Raw genomic sequence first — 18,821 nt, forward strand, 5'->3', positions numbered from 1 at the left:
CAGCCGATGCACCGCACCACCGAACAGCACCATCCGATCGACCAGCTCTACCGGAGCCTGGAGTCCGAGGACACCCGCACGGCGGTTTCGGTGATCGTCAAGCTGCGCGGGGAGACCTGTGACATCGACTGCCCCCACTGCTACGAGAAGCGCAAGGAGGTGCCCGGCGGAGCCCGGATCAGCCCCGACCAGATCGGACAGCTGGCCCGGCTCTTCCGGCACCGTCCCCTCGCCGTCGAGCTCCATGGTGGGGAGCCGCTGACCGCCGGCCGCGAGGTGATCGCCGAGATCCTGCGCGAACTCGCCGCTCAGCCGCAGGTCGTGCGGGTGTCGATGCAGACCAACGGCGTCCAGCTCGACGGGCAGTGGCTCGACCTGTTCGACGAGCTCTGCCCCGGCCTTCAGATCGGCGTCTCCCTCGACGGCGACGCCCAGGGCAACTCCTGGCGCCTCGGCTACGACGGCGAGCCCGTTTACCCGCGCGTCGCGGCGGCCCTGGAGCTGCTGGCCGAGCGGGGCCGCAAGGTCGGCGTCATCACCACCGTGACCCCGGCCGTGCTGGGCCGGGCCGAGGAGGTCCTGGACCACCTCGCCGCGTTCGCGGCGGTCAACGCGGTCAGCTTCGTGCCCTGTTTCGACACCACCATCCGCCGCTCCACCGCGATCAGGGCCCGGCGCGTCCCGGCCAGCCGCCTGCTCCAGCAGGCCGCCCTCGCGGGCGACGAGGGCCCGGCGTGGGCGATCCACCCCGACGAGTACGCCGAGTTCGTGCTGGCCGCCACCGCCCACTGGATCAGCGCCGGACACTTCACCCGCCTCAAGCTGGAGCCGGCCGTCTCCGCGATCCGGCGCCTGCGCGGCTTAGGCAGCGGCTTCTGCCACTTTTCCGACCTCAAGTGCGACCACGTCTTCACCCTCTACCCCGATAACCGGTTCGGCAGCTGCGACGAACTGCCTTGGCCCCAGGCCCGCCTGACCCAGCTCGACGAGATCACCGGCCAGCACGAGCTGGCCAGCCTTCAGCAGGGCTCCCTCCTGCTGAACCAGGGCAAGTCACTGATGGCCAAGTGCGCGAGCTGCGACTACCGCAGCACCTGCGGCGGCGGCTGCATCGCCACCCGCTGGCGCCAGGACCCGGCTGCGGACGGCGACGCCTACTGCGACTACCGGATGCGCATGATCGACGGCATCGCCGCCCTCCTTGCCCAGCCCGCCCACGCCGAAGGCGCCTGGTGCCAGACCCTTCGCTGGCACCCCCGTACCCCGAACAGCATGCGCGATGTGAACGCCTTCACCACCCGCTGGGACAACCCCGCAGCCACCCGCGCCGAGGTCAGGCTGCACGCCAGCGAGCACGGCAACATCAACACCGTCGGCCTGCCCGGCGTCCACGAGGCCGACGACCTCGACCCCGCCCACTCGAAGTGGTGCGAGGCGATCGAACCCCGGGTCTGGCCCCTGGTCGACGCCCTTACCACCGGCTGGGGCCTGATCACCTACGACAGCTGCCAGGGCCACCCCTACAGCGGCCTGGACCTGACCCCCGCCGAACTGCGGGTCGGCCTTCTGTTGCGCGACCGCGAAGAGTACGCTCGCGCCGCCGCGGCCCTGTGCCGCGCGGCCACCGCCACCGTGCTGCCCGACGGCATCGAGGTCCGCGTCGCCCGCTCCGAGCTGACCTGCGAAAGCACCCACGCCACCACCCCGGTCCTCGACCTCAGCCTCCACCCGGACCACCAGCAGGACTGGAACGCCTACTTCGCCCACCTGGACACCGCCGCCCGCGCTTTGGCCGACGCGCTGACCGCCGAGCACCCGATGGGCACCAGGTGCTCCTGCCCGCTACCGGCCCCGGCTGCCAAGGACCGGGCGGTGGCAGGGTGATGCCCGGCGACGAGGTGACCGTCCACCAACTGCTCGGACGGATCTCCTACTTCCACGCCCTGTTCATCGAACCCGCCCTCGCCGTGGCCCCGGCCGACACCAGCAGTCAGCCGTGCTGCAACCACCGCACCCCGCCGGGGGCCGTACGACCGGACGCGGACGGGCTGCTGGCCGGCACCGCGTGGGCGGTCCTCCACGAGATCGCCACCGCCCTCGGCGCCCACACCGGACAGTGCCCGTCGCACGGGCCGGACTGCTGTGCGACGTGCCGCGTCGCAGGCTCCGCCGCCGCCATCGCCGAAGCGTGGCTGGCCACCGAACACCGCGCCTACCGGCGGCCCGAGCCCAACGGCCGCACCCGGCAGGCGTGCCGCGAGGCCGCCGCCACCCGTCTGACCCGCATCTTCGTCCACCAGCACCACGCACCCTGCCCCGCGGCCCAGGGGGGCGAGACGGCGGGCGCCTGGCTGCTGCCCGCCGCGGACGAGCTGCCGCTGACCGGCGAACTGCTCGCCCTGTGGCGCGACCCGCTGGCCGGTGGCGGCAGCCCGGTCGTCAGCTGGCTCAACCACTGCACCGACCTTGACGACATCCGCCGCGTCCTCGAAGCAAGGAGGCCCACCCCGTGATCCACATAGCCGAGACCGTCGGCGTCGCCAGCATCGAGAACTTCCTCGCCCCCTCCGAGCGGCTCCACCTCGCCACCCTGATGCACGACCTCCTGGCCGGCGATGACGCCACCTGCTTCGGCGACGAGCGCCAGACCTCCATCCACGAGATCCCCGGCCACAGCCACGAGCAGGCGATGGCCGTCTACGAGCCCGCCGGACGCGTCGAGATCCCCGGCATCCCCGCCGCTGCGGAGAAGGTCCTCCAGGACGCCTTCGAGCGCGCCCGCCCGGCCCTGGCCCGGGTCATGCCCTCCATCACCGTGTGCCGCCCGTGGACGTACGTCGAGTACGGGCCGGGCCAGCACATCACCAGCCACCTCGACGGCATCGCCCCTGACCCGTTCGCCTGGCCCCGCCAGATCGCCGGCATCAGCGTCGTCATCACCCAGGCCGACGCCGGAGGCGACTTCTACGTCGAGACCGCCTCCAGCGACCGGCTCTGGTACCGCCAAGCCCCCGACGCGGCGGTGAATGGCTACATGGAGGGCATGTGGCTGGCCCACGACGGCGCGGACAACTCCGCGACCTGGTTCCAGCAGATGCCCCGCACCCGCTGGTCGGTCGATCCCGCTCCGGGCACCGCGCTGCTGTACGGCTCTCAGCTCGCCCACGGCACCCTCCCGGTCGCCGCCGGGCGGTGCGCGAAGTTCATCAGCTGGCTCGCCGCCGAGGACCCAAGGAGCTGACACCCGTGCTCATGGCCCTGGAAGGACTACCCGGCGCCGGAAAGAGCACCCTGCGAGACCGCCTCCTTGCCGACGCCGGAACCCAAGGCATCCCGCTCGACCACACCGGCCAGTTCTCCTGGCTCTCCCTCGCCGCCACCCGCACCCTGGTGCGGCTGCGGGCCGGAGCGCCGGCCGACGACCCCGAAGAAGCCGTCGAAGCGGCCTGCTGGGACCTCACCCTCCACGCCCGGTTCAACCTCACCCCCGCTCTCTCCCAGGGCCCGGTCCTCGCCGACCGGCTCAGTCTCTCCACGGCCTGTCTGCTCGCACTGGTCCACCAGCGCCCGGTCGCCGAGTACGTCAAGCGCCTCGCGGAGCAACAGCGGGCCCGCCCGGAGCTGACCGTCCTGCTGACCACCGACCCCGCGCTGTGCCAGGCCCGGCTCGCCGGCCGCGAGACCGCCCCGCGCTTCACCGACCGCCCCGAGGCCACCACCCGCCTCGCCGACCTCTACCCGCAGGCCGCCACCGCCTGGACCCGCTGCACCGGCCTCGAGGTCTGGCAGCGGCCCTGCACCACCAAGGCCGACCTCGACCAGCTGGCCGCCGACAGCCTCGCCCACCTGAACGGCTCCACCCGCCCATCCGCGACCTGAGGAAGCGAGCTGATGAACCTTCACCCCCTCCACCCCGCCGCCTGGGTCCTCGACCAGCTCAGCACGGACGGCTGGCAGGTGAGCGACCTGCTCGCGTTCACCCGCGCCAGCACCCTGGTCACCGCCCACCGCCCCGGCCAGCAGCCCGTCGTGCTGAAGGCCGGCTTCGGCAGCAACCACGTCCTGGCCGAACTCCCCGCCGACCAGCGGCCCGCCGCCTACGGCTTCTACTGGTACGCGCAGATGACCGACGCCGAACGGGCCCTGGCCCGGGAGGACTTCCGCCACGAGGCCGACCTCACCCGGGCCGCCGTCGGCGCCGACCACGTCGTCCCCCTGCTCGACCAGGGCCGCGGCGAGCGGTTCGACTGGTACACCATGCCGCTCTGCGACGGCGGGAACTTCCGCACCTTCATGGCCTCCTGCAAGGACACCGACGAGGGCCTGGACATCCTCGCCGACGTCGCCGACGGCCTGCTCACCCTGCACAAGCGCGGCATCGTCCACCGGGACGTCTACCAGGAAAACATCCTCATCCACCAGGGCCGCGGGCTAATCACCGACCTCGGCGCCGCCCGCCGCCTGGCCACCGAGCGCGGACCCGAGCACCGGAGCCCCGAGGTCCACTGGCCGCCCGAGTACATCACCGGCTACCACCAAGCCACCGCCGCCGCCGACGTGTTCAGCCTCGCCGTCCTGATCTACCGCTACCTGTGCGCGGACATCCCCCGCCTCGGCGGCCACGCCAACCTCACCCTCATCCCCGCGGTGCTGCGGACCCTGGTCGTCGCCGCGCTCGCCGACCAGCCCGGCGACCGCCCCGGCATGAGCGACCTCGCTTCCGCACTCCGCGCCGCCGCCCGCACCACCCAGCACTGACCGGGGAGGCCACCGTGCCCAGGGCGAGATCACCGCCCGGTGCCCGAGAACCGACGCGAAGGGCATCACGCACAACCATCCGGACCAACCAGAAGGGAACCACCGCCATGGACCGCATCTCCGAGTTCCTGGACGCCGTCGAGGACCTGCGAGGCGAGGACGAGGACGTCCGCACCACCGCCCACACCTCCAGCGTCTCCGCCGAGGGCTGGCCGACCGCCGAGCCCGCCACCGCCTGAACACCCGTAACCGTCCGGCGCGCTGAACGCCGACGGTAACGACCCGGGGCCGGACCCGACCGCGGCGGGCCCGGCCCCGGGCCACCCCTCACCCGAACAGGAGCCCACACGTGGACAACCCCGGCCTCTTCGACTTCCCGCCGACCACCCGCCTGCACCGCGAGCGCACCCGCAAGATCCACACGATCCTCAGCCCCGACACCCAGCCCCCGCCCTCGGCCGTGGGCTCCGCCGCCGACTACTGCCTCGCCCACCACACTCTCGAAGGCGCCGAGAGCGCCGCCCGCTCCGGCGAGCGGGCCACCTTCGACTGGTACACCGCCAACCCGCGCGCCGACATCGCCACCCCCACCACCATCGGCCCACGCGTCGTCGTCGCCCCCGACCTCACCGACCTGCCCCGCTCCCCGATCTCCGAGACCCCGTACTACGTGCTCGGCCCAGGCACCGAACCCGCACCGCTCGGCCTTCGGACCCTGGCGGCCGACGCGTTCGCCACCGCCGCCGACACCGGCTTCGGCACCCTGCTGACCGCCCACGCCGTCGTGGTGGTCCTGCTACGGACCAAGCAGCTCGACGACACCCTCGACAGCTGGACCATCACCCGCCTGCCCGGCACCGTCTTCCTCGACCACGTCGGCGACCCCGTCGTCCTGGCCCGCGACCTCATCCACGAAGCCGGCCACAACTGGCTGAACGACGCCCTCACTGCCACCGGCTGCAAGATCGACGACCAGGTGGCCTTCCACTCCCCGTGGAAGCAGAGCATGCGGCCCGCCTTCGGGTTCCTCCACGCCTGCTGGGCCTTCCCCCTCACCATGCTCTACACCGCCCGCGTCCTGGAGCACACCGAAGGCGACGTGCAGCGCTTCCTGACCGCCTACCTCGACCAGCAGCGCGGTCACCTCGCCACCACCGCCGCCGACCACCCGCGCGCGCTCGAACTGGTCGGCGACGAGGCCCTGCGCGAGCGGCTGGCCGCCGTCCACCGCCAGGCGCTCACCCTGTGAGCGCCGAACGCCCGAGCGCCCCGGGCCTCACCCTGCTTGTCCACCTCCCTGGCCAGGAACCCGCCTGCTGGCACACCGGTCTGGCCAGCGTCGAGCACCACGTCCCGATCGGGCCCGGCACCGCCTTCAACACCGGCTCCGTCGCCAAGCAGATCACCGCCCACCTGGTCCTACTCGCGACCCGCGACAACCTGGTCCAACTCCACCAGCCGGCCGCCGACCTGCTGCCCCGCCTGAAGCTCACCGACGTGACCATCGCCGACCTGATCACCCACACCTCCGGCCTGCGCGACGCCGAATCCCTGCTCTCCCTCGCCGGACTGCGCGACCTCGACCACTACACCGCCGACGACCTGCGAACCCTCGCCTACCGCCAACGCGAACGCGCCGTCCCCGAAGGACAGTTCCTCTACAGCAACACCAACTACCTCCTGCTCGCCGAACTCCTCGCAACCGTCCACTGCACCACGCTGGCCGACCTCGCCCGCCATCGGATCTTTGACCCGCTCGGCATGCACGCCACCCTCTTCAGAGCCGACCCCCGCCAAGTCGTCCCCGGCGCCGCAGCCGCCTACCGGCCCACCCGGGACGGCTGGCAGCACACCCAGACCCCCGTCGCCCTGCCCGGCCCCGGCACCCTCTTCACCACCACTGGTGACCTCGACCGCTGGCTCGGCCACCTCCACCAGATGTGGCAGCACGACAACAACCCGCTGCCCTGGGAGGAAGTGCTCGGCTACCGGACAGCCGACCACCAGCCGTACCTGTACGGGCCCGGCCTCTACGCCGACCCTCGCCCCGGACACACCGCCGTCTTCCACTACGGCCATGAGCACGGCTTCTCCGCCGCCACCCATCTCACCCGCGACGGGCTGCGGATCGTCTGCCTGGCCAACACCACCGACCTGGCCGCCGACCACGCCACCACCGCCGTGCTCCGCGAACTCGCCGAGCACCCCGGCCAGGACCTGGAAGAGCTGATACCCCTGGCGGCCGGGCACACGCGACGGCTGGCCAAAACCGCCGCCGACGGCCGCGAGGACGACGACGGACGGCTCCGCCGCGAACTCGGCCACTTCACTTGTGACCAGGTGCCGGGAGCCCTGCGGCTCACCCGCACCGGCGACACGCTCCACCTGTGGCGCCGCGGTACGCAGGACCGCCTGGCCCAGGCCGGGTCCACCACCTGGGCGGGCAACGGCTACACCCTCACCCTGACCGGCGACACGGATGACATCGACGGCTTCACCCTCGACCTCGACCGGGCGCCCGGTCTGGCCTACGTCCGCCTGCGGCCGCCCTGACGACGACGCAGCCCGCAGCCGATCGCCCCGGCCACGGGCCGCAGCGAGATCCCCGCCGTGTCCACACCCCGACCACCACTGTGTGGTCACCGACCGGAGAACCTCCAAGTGCTCGACGTAGACGTGCTCGTGATCCCTGGCATCGCCGAGTTCGCCCAGGGCGGCCTTCCCACGCCCGCGCAACCCGACGACGGAAACCCCTGGGTCGACGGGGTCTGTTGGCTATATTGCGGTCAGCAGTGGACCCGCGTCCTGTGGATCGGTCCGGCCACCGTTACGGGAATGCACGCGCCGATGTTCGCCTGCGGCCCGTGCATCGCCGGACTCCAGGAGCGGGTCTGGAAGTCCGTGTTCCTCGGCGACGAACTGGCCGAGCCTATCCCGGAGGCCGGGCAAGCCAGTGCCGAACCGGCGCCGGCCGCGGAGACCGATCAACCGCGCCGGGGCAGGCACCGCCGCCCCGGGTTTCTTCGGCGGGCGTGAGTGCTCTGCAGGCGGTGTCGGCCGTCGTCAGAGGGCTGCCGCTTCGCCGCGGGGACGTCCTCGATGAGGTTCCACAGCAGTCCGGAACCGGCTGCCCAGGTCTCCCACAACTCGCGGTCGAGGAGGTGGCTCTTGTGGCCCTGAACGGCGGTTGCGCCGAACAAATCGCTCAGGCTAGCGTGCACAACCCGAAGGCCACCTCGCTCAGGGTGACGTGCGAACCTCGCTGTCTGGCTCCTTCGACGTAGTCCTCGATCTGTGCACCAGCTTCGGGTATCTCGAGCCGCCCCGTCCCGCACCACGGCATGAATCGTCCGCCAGGTCCGGCTACATCGACCGCGCCATACGCCTCGACTGAAAGGTCATGATCGTGAGCATGCTTGTGCCCGGGTGGGCGGAACGGATCGCGGAACAGGAACTGGCGGCGAGCCTGCCCCGGCGGTGGGCGCATTCCCAGGGGGTGGCTCGGCAGGCTGAGCGCCTTGCCCCGGCTCTCGGGCCGGACGCCGCACTTCTGGCCGGGGCGGCGGTGCTGCACGATGTCGGTTACGCGCCTCGGCTCGCCACCACGGGCTTCCACCCGTTGGACGGTGCCCGGTTCCTGCGCGACTCCCACGGCGTGGACGACCGTCTGACCCGGCTGGTCGCCAACCACTCGTTCGCGCTGCTGGAGGCCGAGGAGCGCGGGCTGCGGCCTCTCCTGGAGCTGGAGTTCCCGTTGTCCGAGGACCAGGTGCTGGTGGACTCGCTGGTCTACTGCGACATGACCACGACGCCCGACGGCTCGCCGACCACCTCGCGGCAGCGTGTCGCGGAGATCGTCGGCCGCTACGGCGGTGACAGCATCGTGGGGCGGTTCATCCGCCGGGCCGAGCCGCTGATCCGCGCTGCCGTGGCCCGTACGGAGGAGCGTGCGGCCGCTGCGGGGGTTCAGCCGAGGTAGGGGTACTGGCCGCGGAGGTAGTGGCCGATCTGCTGGCGCATGCTCGGGTGGATGTCGTAGTCGTCCAGGTCGCCCGGCCGCACCCAGAGCACGCCGTCGGCCTCGTCGTTGATCGTGGGCGTGCCACCGACCGGTCGGCCGATATAGACGACTTCGAACTGCTGGCGGGCTTCGCCGTTGCTGCTGTAGACGACGATGTGTGCGGGGTTGGAGTACACCCCGAGGAAGCCGGTGATCTCCGCCTTGATTCCGGTCTCCTCCTGGCACTCCCGCACGGCGCAGTCGGCGGCGGACTCGCCGATGTCCTGCTTGCCGCCTGGCAGTGCCCACTGCCCGGTGTCGCGCCGGCGCTGCAGAAGGATCGCGCCGTCCTCGTTTTGAACGAGCAGGTTGCTCGCGGGTACCAACGAGTTGGCCGCCGGTGCCGCCGGATCGCCGTAGTACTCAGTCCTGCCGGGCATGCGACTGGGCCCCCTCTGCGTCGTCGGTCCACGGCCGGGCGGAGTCCCAGACCGCGTCGAAGCTCGAAGCGTAGCCGTCGAACCAGCCCAACCCGCTGTCCTTCTGAAGGTGCAGCAGCGGGTTGGCGGACGCCGGCTGCCCCCAGACGTGCGGGTTGACCAGCAGGTCGTTGTCGTAGCGGAACAGCGAGTTGTACAGGGTGGTGTCGTGCAGGCGGATCTCGCAGCCGGGCGTGCCCAGAAGGGGCCGGTAGTAGGTGAGCGAGGCGCGGACCTTCGCGGCAAGCGCGTCCCCGATGCCCTCCTCCCGTCCGCGGATCGCCACGGCGCGGCCCTGCGGGTCACCGAAGCACAGCCGGACCTTCACCCCGGCCGCCGCGCGCTGGGCAAGCATCGTCGCGATCCGCGGGTTCGACTGGGCGAAGAACGTCCCCGAGAACACCAGCACGTCGATCTGCGTCACGCTCTCCAGGAGAAGGGAGAGCCAAATCTCCCGTGGGACGCTGGCCCGGTCGGGGTATGTGGCTACGAGGCCAGCCCCATTCCCAGGTGATTGCCCCACTACGTGCCGGGTCTCCGGCCAGATAAAGGACTCGTCCACCTTCAGGTGGTGCGCGACGCTCCACCGGTGACGCGCATGGGGCACTCGACCGCCTAACCAGCGGGTCACAGTCTTGGGGTCCACCTCGCAGACCGTCGCGAGTTCCTCAGGAGGGACACCGCGCTGGGCAAGTGCGGAGCGCAATCGCTCGTTCACAGTGGTTCCCTGTCAAGTCAATGTGTTCAGATTCCGCGGCGGCTCAACGGGGTTGATTGGCTCGAAGCCGCTCCGACGACGATCACGGATTGCTAGTCTCCGACTACAGACCAGGGTGTCTGGTACATCGGAACTGACTAGGAGACAGCAATGTCGTCGCCGCAGGCCTCCAGGAACTCGAACGATGCGATCTCCCTTGCCCAGACCACCGAGGGCGCCCTGAAAGAGGTCACCAACAACCTTCAGAGGATCCGATCGGCCAACGTGCAGTCCTGGGTCGGCACGGGAACCAACGATCCGCTTACGTCCCCTGAGGTCGTCACGATCCTCGGTGATGACACACTCGCCGACGTCGCCGAGAAGACCGGGGCCGACAGCGGAGCGCTCGCGGACTACCTGGCCGAGCAACTGCCGGTGCTGATCGACCAGATCTCCCCGGACGGCCAGGTCACCACGGACCCCGAGGTCCTCGACCAGGCGCTTACTAAGTTCGAGAGCAACGCCCCATTCACGGTGCCCACCGCCCGGATCGGGATGGCCGCCGTGCGACCCGCCGAATTCATCATCCTGCAGTTCACGCAGGAAGTGGCCCAGGGCTAGCAGCCAGCTGCATCCCGCGCTGGTGCCACCCCACCGGTCGTTGTGAGTGGCCTGGGACGAGAGCTTCAAGGGCGCGGTCAGCGATCTTGCTCAGCGAGCGGCGGCCGGCGACCTGTTGATGCGCCGGGCACGGCTGGCGGACGGCCCAGCCTGTTCGATCTGCTGCGACAGGTGGAGTTCACCTACCCAGAGGTCGCCAGTGGAGCTTGCTGGATATCTCGCGCACACGGCGCGCTGGAGGTAGTCGCGGCACTTCGGCCCCGCCTGCGGGCGGGCCTGGCTCAGCGCCTTCGAGTCCGGGCGGCACCGTACAGGAACCCGGAACCGGGCGGGGTTGTGGCGGCAGTACCGGGAGCAGCCACAGGACGGGGGGCGGGGGCGGCCGACGGCGGCCGCCCCCGCGGTGTGTCTCAGCCTCGGTAGAGGCAGTACAGGCGGTTGGGGGTTCCTGTGTTGAACTGCTCGGCCAAGGCCGGGGCGTCGGCGCTGGTGACGTCGGGGATCTCGGTGAACGCGCTCCATGTTGTGGAGCCGTTGGGGCGTGTGGACCAGTAGAGCTTCTCGGAGGCGCCTGAGGCGCGGACGACGCAGACCGTTTGCGACCCGTACGTGCCCAGGGCCGGCGCGGCGGTGGTGGTGCCGGGGAGTTGGACCGGTTCCTTCCAGATGGTCCTGAAGGAGTCGTAGTCGGCCGACCGGATCTGGTTGCTGCCCCTGACGCGGTACACGCAGACCAAGCCCTTGGTCTCTTTGACCAGAGCGGGATCGGCTGCGGCGGTCGAGGCGCCCAGTGCTCCCACGCCCACCCACGTGGTTCCTTGGAGCAGTCCCGTGTAGAGGGTGTCGTTGCGGCCCAGGACCACACAGGCCAGGTCGGGGCCGTCGGCGGCAAGGGCGGGTGCTCCGAATGCGCTGCCCGCGGCCAGGCCCGCCCAGGTGACCGGCTGGGGGGTGGTCCACGTCCCGTCGACGAGCCTGCTGTGGTGCAGGGTGTTGTTCTGGTTGAAGACGCAGTGCAGGACGCCGCCGCGGGCGACAGCCAGGGCCGGCCGGTGGAGGGTGGTACCGGCGGGGCCCGGCGTGAACGGGCTCTAGGTCGCGCCGGTCAGGCGGGCGTACCACAGACTGCCGCTGCCGCCGAAACCGTTAACCATGCAGTGCAGCATGTCGCCGGGGCCGGCTGCCAGGGCCGGGCCGCCGGACAGGGAGCCACTGGGGAGCGTGGCCGGCGGCCCCCACAGGGGCGCGCCCGTGCCGACGGGCGCGCTCATCACGCGGGGCCGGGAGTTGATGGCGCTGACACACTGGGCGTTGAGGGTGTAGTAACCCTCCTTGCCGCCGTCGAACGAGAACCTCCAGATGGGGTCACGGTCGTTGGCCCACGTCCCCAACGCGGGGCGGTCAAAGACCATGGTGTGCTCGCACACCTTGTCGTCGTGGTTGGTGAACAACTTGATCAGCCCGGCAAAGGCCAGGATGATCATGTTGGCGATCTCGAGGTAGTCCATCATGTCGTGGTAGTCCGGCAAGGGCAGATAGCCCGCGACGTCCTTCATCGTCTGGGACAGGTACTGCAGGAACCCCGAGATATCCTGCAGGACCTCTTTCATCTTCTCGTACCAGGCGTCAGGACTGTGGTCCTGCTCCCAGCAGGTGATGTCGACGCTGAGGAACCTGTCGACCATGCCGTTGAACAACACGGTGCCGGCGTCCATCGTCACCGTCTGGTCCCGCTTGACGTTCTCGTAGACGCGGGTGATGTCGTGCCTCTTGTTGCCCAGATCCGCGGCGGCGGCCGTGCTCCAGTAGATCTCGTCGGAGGCGCTCCACTCGTCGGACAGCTGGTTGCACCTGAACGACTTCAACTCAACCAGGACGTTCTCCGGTTGGGGAGCGGCCGCCCGTTCCCGGGCCGCGGCCGTGGAGTCCGTCACCAGGGTGAGGCCGTAGCCGTACGCCGCGGCGGCAGCAGCGAACTCCCGGCTGCTCACCTCGGCCTCCCGGTCGAAGGAGGCCAGGTCGACGACGTTGACGTTGGGCTGGTCCGGCATGTCGGCGCGCAGGCCAGGCAGGTCCTTCGCCAGGTCCGCCAACGCGTAGCCCTGGTCGATGCCGCGCGTGGTCAACGTGTCGGGGAACAGCGCCGAGGCGTGCTCGACCGATTCCGGCTCCCGCCAGACACGGCCGAACTCGCGGACCTCGTCCTCGGAGAGCACCACGCGTAGGAACGCGAGCATCCGCTCCTCGAGGTCGGTCAACGGCAGTCCCGCATCCAGACGGGCCGCGCCGCGCAGCATCACCCCGTACAACAGGTTCGCCGCACGCGGCGGCGCGGGCCGCGCCTGCGCACGGGCGGACCCGAACGGGCGACCCTGCAACTGCGCACGCAACCGCTCCAGACTCTCGCTCCGCGAAACCTCGACGATGTCGGACATCGGCCCTCCAACGGCTCACAGGGAAACACCACGCCGGACGGCGCGCCCCCATCCTCCCCGCCGGACACCGACGGCAACAGATCATTTACAGTCAGTATCAGAAGCCCTGGACAGCCTCCTGCCGGACAGCAGGACAAGGGGGTGGTGATCAAGGGTGAGCACCGGGCGGTTGGATACCGGTCCGCCCTGTTACCCAGCCAGAAGCGAGCGTTCTGCACCGGCCATTGACGTTTACATGACAGATGAATCCGGTAGGACCTGACGGGCAGTCACCCTGCCTTCCCCTCTGACGAAGGAGCCGCAATGCCCCCGATCTCGACTCGTCGCCGAATGGCCGTGCTGCTGGCGAGCACCGCCCTGAGCGCGGCCGCGGCCACCGGATCCAGCGCCGCGGCCACCGTCCACACCGCCGTGCCGCGCATCGCCGCTGCCGACGGGTGCGACGGCCACAGCCACGGTGACCTGTACCCGGACGAGTCCGATGCCGGAGCGTTCTACCAGTGCTCCTGGGGAAACGCCTATCACTTCAAGTGTCCGTCGATCCTGCACTTCAACGACACGATCAAGGTCTGTGACTGGCCCGAGAACGCTGGCAATCCCTATCCGATCGCCGACCAGTTCTCCGACACTGCCGGGCCCGCCGCCTCCGGCGCGGCCCCCAACACCGTCCGCGCCACCCGCACCACCCGCCCGGCTGCCGGTATCGACCTGGGCGGGCAGATCAACTACAGCATCGCGATCACCAGCCCGCAGCCGCACACCGCTGCCCACATCCAGTTCAGCTACCCGGCCGGCCTGTCCTGGGTCGGCGGGCAGGACTGCTTCCACTACACGCCCGGCCAGGTGGACTGCATGGTCTACCCAGCCGCGAACGGCTTCCCCGCCTCCACCTTCACCCTCCAGGCCGGCCTGCTGGACCTCGGCTCGCAGACCGTGACCGCCCACGTCGTGGCCACCGACCCGCCCGCCGCCACCCCGATCCCCGACACCAGCCTGACGTGCACCGCCGTGACCGGCAGCGTCGTCATCTGCTGACCCCCGATCACCGACGCCGCCGGCTCGCAGACCGCACCGCGGTAGAGCCGGCGGTATAGGTGGCACGCCACCCGGACAGACGGAGCGTCGGTCGAGCGAGGGGTCAGACCCCCGTCCGGTGCCACCTACATCCTCACCGTCAGGCGGAGGCCGCGGCGAGGAGCCAGTTCCTCGGGCAGTCGATCGGGGAGTTGAAGAAGGTGAAGGCCGCGATGTGAAGATCGTCGAGGGTGATGGATCCGTCGCGGTCGCGGTCGAGCCATGCGAACTCGTCCGCGGCGGGGGTGTTGCGAGCCTTCAGGTACTGCTCGAACTCGGCCTTGCTGACCGTGCCAGTCCTGTCAGCGTCCATGAGCGTGAAGGCCCCGGCCGTGAATTTGCGGAGGTACTCGGGGAGCGTGTCCGGGCTCCGCCCGACCATCGCCCTCTCCACGTGGTTGAGCATCTCCTCCCTGGACACCTTGCCGTCCTTGTTCGCGTCGGCGGCCTCGATGATCCCCGTGATCAACACGCTCCGCCCCGCGGCAGCGCCCGTCAGGTCACTGGCGTTGATGTAGCCACTTCTGTCGACGTCGAGCCGGTCGAACAGTTCGAGGGTCCTAACCTTGTAATCGCTCATGGTCGTCAGCCTTCTGTGCAGACAGTGCGGTCGCTTTCGCCGGGGAATCTATGCCCGTGACCGTCGACGAGCCCGCACTTCTTGTCATGTTCACCCGATCGGGTGAACGGTGCGCGCGCTGCACGGGCCGGGACGCGGTGGACGAAGACGCCGAGCCCGGTGACCGGTAGCCCTGGCCCGCCGAGGAGGCAGTACCCCTTCTCCGCGTTGAACCACTTCGATGTGGCGCGCCGCGAGGAGTTCGTCCAGCTCCAAGACCACAACGATGCTCATCGCCTCAGGGCGCGACCGCTGGTAGGTGGGCGCACCCCGGAATCCTGGCGGTCAGTGAAGGCCGGGGCGGCGGTCAGCAAGGGCTACCGCGAGCGCGACGTCCAGCAGGCCCTTGCCCGGGTCATGGACCCGTGGTGGGCCGGTCTGCGGTAGGGCTCGCCGGTGGCCAGGAGCAGGCCCACGTCGTAGCGGTTCGCAGGGCGACGGTTCTTCGAGCCGGGTGGGCGGCTCGGAGGCTCCTGTGTGTTGTGGGACGGGCGTTCAGCGAGGCTGCACGAAGTCTTCGCAGGCGCCGCCCCGGCAGCGGGCCATAAAGGCTCTTGACGAGGCGTCAGGCCGATCCACGCCCGCTCGGAAGTTCTTCGTGCGGGGCCGCGGCGAGGCCTCAACGGTGGGGCGGGCGCATGGGGACCAGGTTGGTGGGCGACGTGCTGTGTGCGTTGCGGGCCTCCTCGGTGAGGGCGGCGCTGGCAAGGGTGAGGTGGGTGACCAGGGCCCGGAGGTCCCGGATGTCCTTGTTCTGTTCCGTGATCGTCTTCTTCAGCTCAGTGACGGTTTTACGCAGGCGCTTCTCGGTCTCAGGTGTCTGGTGGCGTTCGTTGCGGACGCGTTCGTAGAACTCGTTCTTCAGGTCGGCGTGGCGCTTCAGCCGTGCCATGCGGTTGACGTCGGCCTCGACGGCGAGGGACACGACGGTCAGTGCGCCATCGGACCGGATGGGCCTCTCATCCAGCAGTCGGTCGATGGCGGCGCGGATGCGGTTCCGCTCGTCGCCGGACTGGCTGGTCACGTGTCACTCCCGGGGGTGAAGGCGTTGTGGTCGTGGGTGTCCGCGGCGGCGCGCAGCCGCTCGGCGGTGCGGTGCAGGCGGTCGCGCACGCCGGGCGGGGCGTGGGCGGCGACCTGGTCGATGCTGCGGGCTCGCTCCCGTAGGCCGTATGCGTGGGTGTCGGTGCGGACGGCGTTGCTGCAGCCCGGCACGCAGGCGTTGAGGGTGGGGGCGGTGTCGCGGGGGGTGCGCGCACACAGTGCCGTGTCGCGCCGGTAGACGCAGATCAGGTAGGCGTCGGGGTTGTCGTGGAGCACGGCGCCGTCGCGGGCCAGGAACCGGGCGGCGAATGTGGGTTTGACCAGGCGTCCCTCGAAGTGCGGGGTGTCGTGGGCGGCCAGAAGTGCCTGTCGGGCGGCCACCCCGGAGATCCTCTCGCCGGCGAGGATGCGGTCCCGCAGCCCGGCGGCCGTCTCGGCGGCACTCAGCGCGGTCTCGATGTCCAGGACGCTGTGCAGGCCGTTGCGTGAACGCGAGCCATATCCGTTAGCGGTGCGGGTGTCGAGCATCGTGCGTAGGTGGCCGTACTGGATGGCGAGAGCGACCAGGCCGCCGGGGCGGCGGGCGATGTGCCAGGCCAGGGTGCGGCGCAGGCGGGCCGGGGCCACCGCGCCGTGCGGATCGGCGGGGATGGCCTGGTCGGTCAGGCCGTGCGCGGCGGCGGTCAGGTTCGCCCACGCGGTGAAGTCCTCGATCCGCCGGCGCAGCGAGGTGGGTTTGAGGGAGCCGGTGTAGGAGCGGGATCCCGCGAAGTCGTGGGTGCGTGCGTCGAACAGCAGCGCGCCGTTGGGGACGATGCGTTCCAGGACGCGGATGGCTCGCACGACTGGGGTGATGGCCACCCAAGGCAGGTCGCGCTCGGCGCCGCCGGAGACGTGGTAGCCGTCCTGGTCGACGACGGTCTTGTAGTGCCGGCTGCGGATCAGGTGCCGGCCGGTGCGGCCGTCGGCGTCGGGCTGTGGATCGGGGCAGCATCCCGAGCGCATGCCCAGGGCCTCCTCGACGCGCATGCCGGTCAGGTACAGGCAGGTGAGCGCGGCGGCGGTGCCCAGGTGCCGCATCAGCGCGGCGGCCTGGTGGAAGTCCAGGTGCTCGCACCAGGGACGGCCCGCGATTCGGCCGGTCACCGCGGTGCCCAGCACGCACGGCCCCGGACGCTCGGCGGCCAGGCGAGGCAGGTCGTAGCGGGCGGCGGCCCGGTGCACCTGCTGCACGCTCGCGCCGGTCGTGGCCGCTACGAACGAGGCGGCGAAGCGGGTGGCGCCGCAGTTGCGGGTCGCGGGCACCGGGGCTCCGTCGCGCACCAGCGCCAGCAGGTACCGCTCCAGAGCGGCCTTGCCCTGCGCGTTCGCGCGGCCAGCCGCGGCCGCGGCTGACAGGCGGCGGGCCTCGGCCCAGGCGTTGAGGATGTCCTCGGACAGGTCCTCGACCATCCGGATCGCCCAGACCAGCAACGGCCCCATGACCTCGGCGGTGACCGGTTCGCGGCTGTTCTCCCCGCCTGATCCCGCGCCGCCGGCCGCGGGCAGGAAGTCATCGGCTCCCTCCGCGTCCCAGGGGGGCCGCGCGATCCCGCACGGGTGCGCGCTGAGCTGGTCGAACGCCCACAGGCTGGTCAGCTGGACCAGCAACGTCTCCACGCGGGCACGGGACCGGCCCGCGGCCAGCAGCGTGGCGCCGTACTCGCGCCACAGGTCCGCCGTGCAGTGGCCCAGGTCGGTGATGCCGCGCTCGCGAAGCCACCGGGCCAGCCTCATCCACAGGCGTGCGGTGGCCAGCATCCGCCCCGGGGAGACCCGGCCCCGCGCCGCCCGTGCCCGGTTGCGCAGGTGGGTTGGCCGCAGCTCGCCGTTGATCATCGTCCAGGCGATCAGGCGCAGCTGGTCCTGGAACTCCTGCGGGCAGTTCTTCCAGTGCAGGCCCTCGATCGATTTGCTGGGGTTGTCAATGAGCGGACCCAGGCTCCAGCGGGGGTCGCGGTAGGCCGAGGCGGGGTGGGTGTTGCCGGCGGAGATCCAGCGGGCCAGGACGACCGGGCTGTCCGGGCGCGGCATGGGCAACAGGTAGGGATCCACCTCCAGGGCTGTGGTCACGGGTTCAGGTCGCCTTTCAGCAGGAGGTCGACCAAGACGCGGTCGGTGTCGTTGGCGCGTGCCGCGGCGGCCTGCCAGATCGCGGGGCCGACTTTGTCGCGCAGGTGTTCCAGGCGCTGCTGGTGCTGGTCCCAGGTGCTGTGCCAGACGTCATCGGGCAGGACGGAGCGCAGACTGCTCAACTGCTGGTGCAGGTGGGCCAGGCGGGCGTGGTGGCCCGGGTGGACGTGGGCGTTCTCGTTCCCTGTCAAGTCAACGTGTTGAGATCTGAGGTGACCTTGGGGGACGGATTGGCTAGAAGTGCCCCGGGCGAAGATCACGCGTTGCTAGTCTCCGACTACAGATCCGGCGTGGCCGGTCAGACTGACTAGGAGACATTTATGTCGGAGCAGGCATCTAGGAATTCGATCGACGCGCTCTCCCCGAGCCGAGAAATCGACGGGATCTCCCTGAGCATGGTCACCGAGGGCGCGCTGAAGGAGTCCACCAGGATGCTGCAGGAGATGCACAGGCTTGACCTCCCGGGGATTCGATCGGCCAACGTGCAGTCCTGGGTTGGGACGGAGGCCAACGAGCCGCTCACGTCCTCCGAGGTCATCACGATCCTCGGCCAGGACACCCTTGCTGAGGTTGCCGAGAAGACCGGGGCCGACACCGGAGAACTCGCGGACTATGTGGCCGAGCAGCTGCCGGTGCTGATCGACCAGATCTCCCCCGACGGGCAGATCACGAGCGACCCTGAGGTGTTCAACCAGGCGTTCACCGAGTTCGAGAACAACGCCCCGTTCGCGGTGCCCACCGCCCGGATCGGGATGGCCGCGGTGCGACCCGCCGAGTTCATCATCCTGCAGTTCACGCAGGAAGTGGGCCAGGGCTAGAAGCCCTCAGCGTCTCGCTCCAGGTTCCCCTGAGTCGCCCGGATGGGATGTTGTTGGCAATCTCGCTGATCGGCTGTGTTGCCATCCGCCGACTGGGCATGATC

Annotated in this window: 21 protein-coding genes; 13 read left to right on the plus strand and 8 right to left on the minus strand. The window is 70.3% G+C overall.

The features are described 5' to 3' along the window. Positions 1–6: 6 nt before the first annotated feature. From OG455_RS37685 to OG455_RS37730, 10 genes are all read left to right on the plus strand, one after another. Positions 7–1,884 (plus strand): radical SAM protein, encoded by a 1,878-nt coding sequence (locus tag OG455_RS37685; protein WP_266301271.1) that lies wholly within the window; start codon positions 7–9, stop codon positions 1,882–1,884. Further along, a complete protein-coding gene (locus OG455_RS37690) occupies positions 1,884–2,513 on the plus strand; it encodes a hypothetical protein (RefSeq protein ID WP_266301272.1) in 630 nt (209 codons plus the stop codon). The genes OG455_RS37685 and OG455_RS37690 overlap by 1 nt, the downstream gene beginning before the upstream one ends. Further along, positions 2,510–3,241 carry a hypothetical protein gene (locus tag OG455_RS37695; RefSeq protein WP_266301273.1) on the plus strand — a complete coding sequence of 244 codons (732 nt, stop codon included), beginning with the start codon at positions 2,510–2,512 and terminating at the stop codon, positions 3,239–3,241. Before OG455_RS37690 ends, OG455_RS37695 begins: the two co-directional genes overlap by 4 nt. Positions 3,242–3,246: 5 nt before the next feature. After that, a complete protein-coding gene (locus tag OG455_RS37700) occupies positions 3,247–3,879 on the plus strand; it encodes an AAA family ATPase (RefSeq protein ID WP_323185664.1) in 633 nt (210 codons plus the stop codon). 12 nt (positions 3,880–3,891) lie between these two features. Beyond that, complete coding sequence (locus OG455_RS37705; protein ID WP_266301274.1) at positions 3,892–4,758, plus strand: protein kinase; 867 nt, start codon at positions 3,892–3,894, stop codon at positions 4,756–4,758. A 107-nt stretch (positions 4,759–4,865) separates the two neighbouring features. Further along, positions 4,866–4,997, plus strand: a complete 132-nt coding sequence (locus tag OG455_RS37710; RefSeq protein WP_266301275.1) for a hypothetical protein — start codon at positions 4,866–4,868, stop codon at positions 4,995–4,997. 110 nt (positions 4,998–5,107) lie between these two features. After that, positions 5,108–6,007 carry an HEXXH motif-containing putative peptide modification protein gene (locus tag OG455_RS37715; protein ID WP_266301276.1) on the plus strand — a complete coding sequence of 300 codons (900 nt, stop codon included), beginning with the start codon at positions 5,108–5,110 and terminating at the stop codon, positions 6,005–6,007. After that, entirely contained in the window at positions 6,004–7,311 is a 1,308-nt protein-coding gene (locus tag OG455_RS37720; RefSeq protein WP_266301277.1) for a serine hydrolase, read from the plus strand. Before OG455_RS37715 ends, OG455_RS37720 begins: the two co-directional genes overlap by 4 nt. Before the next feature lie 108 nt (positions 7,312–7,419). Further along, positions 7,420–7,794 (plus strand): hypothetical protein, encoded by a 375-nt coding sequence (locus tag OG455_RS37725; RefSeq protein ID WP_266301278.1) that lies wholly within the window; start codon positions 7,420–7,422, stop codon positions 7,792–7,794. A gap of 376 nt (positions 7,795–8,170) precedes the next feature. Further along, positions 8,171–8,737 (plus strand): HD domain-containing protein, encoded by a 567-nt coding sequence (locus OG455_RS37730; protein WP_266301279.1) that lies wholly within the window; start codon positions 8,171–8,173, stop codon positions 8,735–8,737. On the opposite strand, the gene OG455_RS37735 is transcribed toward OG455_RS37730, so the two are convergent. Continuing rightward, entirely contained in the window at positions 8,725–9,198 is a 474-nt protein-coding gene (locus tag OG455_RS37735) for an NUDIX hydrolase (RefSeq protein ID WP_266301280.1), read from the minus strand. The genes OG455_RS37730 and OG455_RS37735 overlap by 13 nt on opposite strands. After that, positions 9,182–9,955 carry an XRE family transcriptional regulator gene (locus tag OG455_RS37740; protein WP_266301281.1) on the minus strand — a complete coding sequence of 258 codons (774 nt, stop codon included), beginning with the start codon at positions 9,953–9,955 and terminating at the stop codon, positions 9,182–9,184. The genes OG455_RS37735 and OG455_RS37740 overlap by 17 nt, the downstream gene beginning before the upstream one ends. A gap of 150 nt (positions 9,956–10,105) precedes the next feature. Between OG455_RS37740 and OG455_RS37745 the strand changes: the two genes are divergently transcribed. Beyond that, on the plus strand, positions 10,106–10,555 hold the full coding sequence (locus tag OG455_RS37745) for a YidB family protein (RefSeq protein WP_323185665.1): 450 nt from the start codon (positions 10,106–10,108) through the stop codon (positions 10,553–10,555). Between the two features lie 410 nt (positions 10,556–10,965). Here the strand turns inward: OG455_RS37745 and OG455_RS37750 are convergent, their stop codons facing one another. Next, positions 10,966–11,361 (minus strand): hypothetical protein, encoded by a 396-nt coding sequence (locus OG455_RS37750; RefSeq protein WP_266301282.1) that lies wholly within the window; start codon positions 11,359–11,361, stop codon positions 10,966–10,968. Positions 11,362–11,646: 285 nt separating this feature from the next. Further along, positions 11,647–12,990, minus strand: coding sequence for a hypothetical protein (locus tag OG455_RS37755; protein WP_266301283.1), 1,344 nt, complete (start codon positions 12,988–12,990; stop codon positions 11,647–11,649). A gap of 303 nt (positions 12,991–13,293) precedes the next feature. Between OG455_RS37755 and OG455_RS37760 the strand changes: the two genes are divergently transcribed. Further along, a complete protein-coding gene (locus OG455_RS37760) occupies positions 13,294–14,025 on the plus strand; it encodes a chitin binding peritrophin-A domain-containing protein (protein ID WP_266301284.1) in 732 nt (243 codons plus the stop codon). Between the two features lie 139 nt (positions 14,026–14,164). On the opposite strand, the gene OG455_RS37765 is transcribed toward OG455_RS37760, so the two are convergent. The 4 genes from OG455_RS37765 to OG455_RS37780 all read right to left on the minus strand — a co-directional run bounded on the left by OG455_RS37765 (position 14,165) and on the right by OG455_RS37780 (position 18,090). Next, positions 14,165–14,644 carry an EF-hand domain-containing protein gene (locus OG455_RS37765; protein ID WP_266301285.1) on the minus strand — a complete coding sequence of 160 codons (480 nt, stop codon included), beginning with the start codon at positions 14,642–14,644 and terminating at the stop codon, positions 14,165–14,167. A gap of 658 nt (positions 14,645–15,302) precedes the next feature. Further along, positions 15,303–15,707, minus strand: coding sequence for a hypothetical protein (locus OG455_RS37770; protein WP_266301286.1), 405 nt, complete (start codon positions 15,705–15,707; stop codon positions 15,303–15,305). Next, complete coding sequence (locus OG455_RS37775; protein WP_323185666.1) at positions 15,704–17,839, minus strand: integrase; 2,136 nt, start codon at positions 17,837–17,839, stop codon at positions 15,704–15,706. The genes OG455_RS37770 and OG455_RS37775 overlap by 4 nt, the downstream gene beginning before the upstream one ends. Further along, entirely contained in the window at positions 17,836–18,090 is a 255-nt protein-coding gene (locus OG455_RS37780; RefSeq protein WP_266301287.1) for a hypothetical protein, read from the minus strand. The genes OG455_RS37775 and OG455_RS37780 overlap by 4 nt, the downstream gene beginning before the upstream one ends. A 129-nt stretch (positions 18,091–18,219) precedes the next feature. Here OG455_RS37780 and OG455_RS37785 point away from each other — a divergent pair, with 129 nt between their 5' ends. Further along, positions 18,220–18,717, plus strand: a complete 498-nt coding sequence (locus OG455_RS37785) for a YidB family protein (RefSeq protein ID WP_266301288.1) — start codon at positions 18,220–18,222, stop codon at positions 18,715–18,717. Positions 18,718–18,821 lie beyond the last annotated feature (104 nt).

The sequence above is a fragment of the Kitasatospora sp. NBC_01287 genome, assembly GCF_026340565.1.
In the GTDB taxonomy this organism is placed as follows: domain Bacteria; phylum Actinomycetota; class Actinomycetes; order Streptomycetales; family Streptomycetaceae; genus Kitasatospora.

What these genes read in the sequence shown, in the direction of transcription:
- OG455_RS37745 (WP_323185665.1), top strand. Translation starts at nt 10,106, where the DNA reads ATGTCGTCGCCGCAGGCCTCCAGGAACTCGAACGATGCGATCTCCCTT.
- OG455_RS37735 (WP_266301280.1), bottom strand. Translation starts at nt 9,198, where the DNA reads ATGCCCGGCAGGACTGAGTACTACGGCGATCCGGCGGCACCGGCGGCC.
- OG455_RS37710 (WP_266301275.1), top strand. Translation starts at nt 4,866, where the DNA reads ATGGACCGCATCTCCGAGTTCCTGGACGCCGTCGAGGACCTGCGAGGC.
- OG455_RS37730 (WP_266301279.1), top strand. Translation starts at nt 8,171, where the DNA reads ATGCTTGTGCCCGGGTGGGCGGAACGGATCGCGGAACAGGAACTGGCG.
- OG455_RS37685 (WP_266301271.1), top strand. Translation starts at nt 7, where the DNA reads ATGCACCGCACCACCGAACAGCACCATCCGATCGACCAGCTCTACCGG.
- OG455_RS37755 (WP_266301283.1), bottom strand. Translation starts at nt 12,990, where the DNA reads ATGTCCGACATCGTCGAGGTTTCGCGGAGCGAGAGTCTGGAGCGGTTG.
- OG455_RS37760 (WP_266301284.1), top strand. Translation starts at nt 13,294, where the DNA reads ATGCCCCCGATCTCGACTCGTCGCCGAATGGCCGTGCTGCTGGCGAGC.
- OG455_RS37690 (WP_266301272.1), top strand. Translation starts at nt 1,884, where the DNA reads ATGCCCGGCGACGAGGTGACCGTCCACCAACTGCTCGGACGGATCTCC.
- OG455_RS37765 (WP_266301285.1), bottom strand. Translation starts at nt 14,644, where the DNA reads ATGAGCGATTACAAGGTTAGGACCCTCGAACTGTTCGACCGGCTCGAC.
- OG455_RS37785 (WP_266301288.1), top strand. Translation starts at nt 18,220, where the DNA reads ATGTCGGAGCAGGCATCTAGGAATTCGATCGACGCGCTCTCCCCGAGC.
- OG455_RS37705 (WP_266301274.1), top strand. Translation starts at nt 3,892, where the DNA reads ATGAACCTTCACCCCCTCCACCCCGCCGCCTGGGTCCTCGACCAGCTC.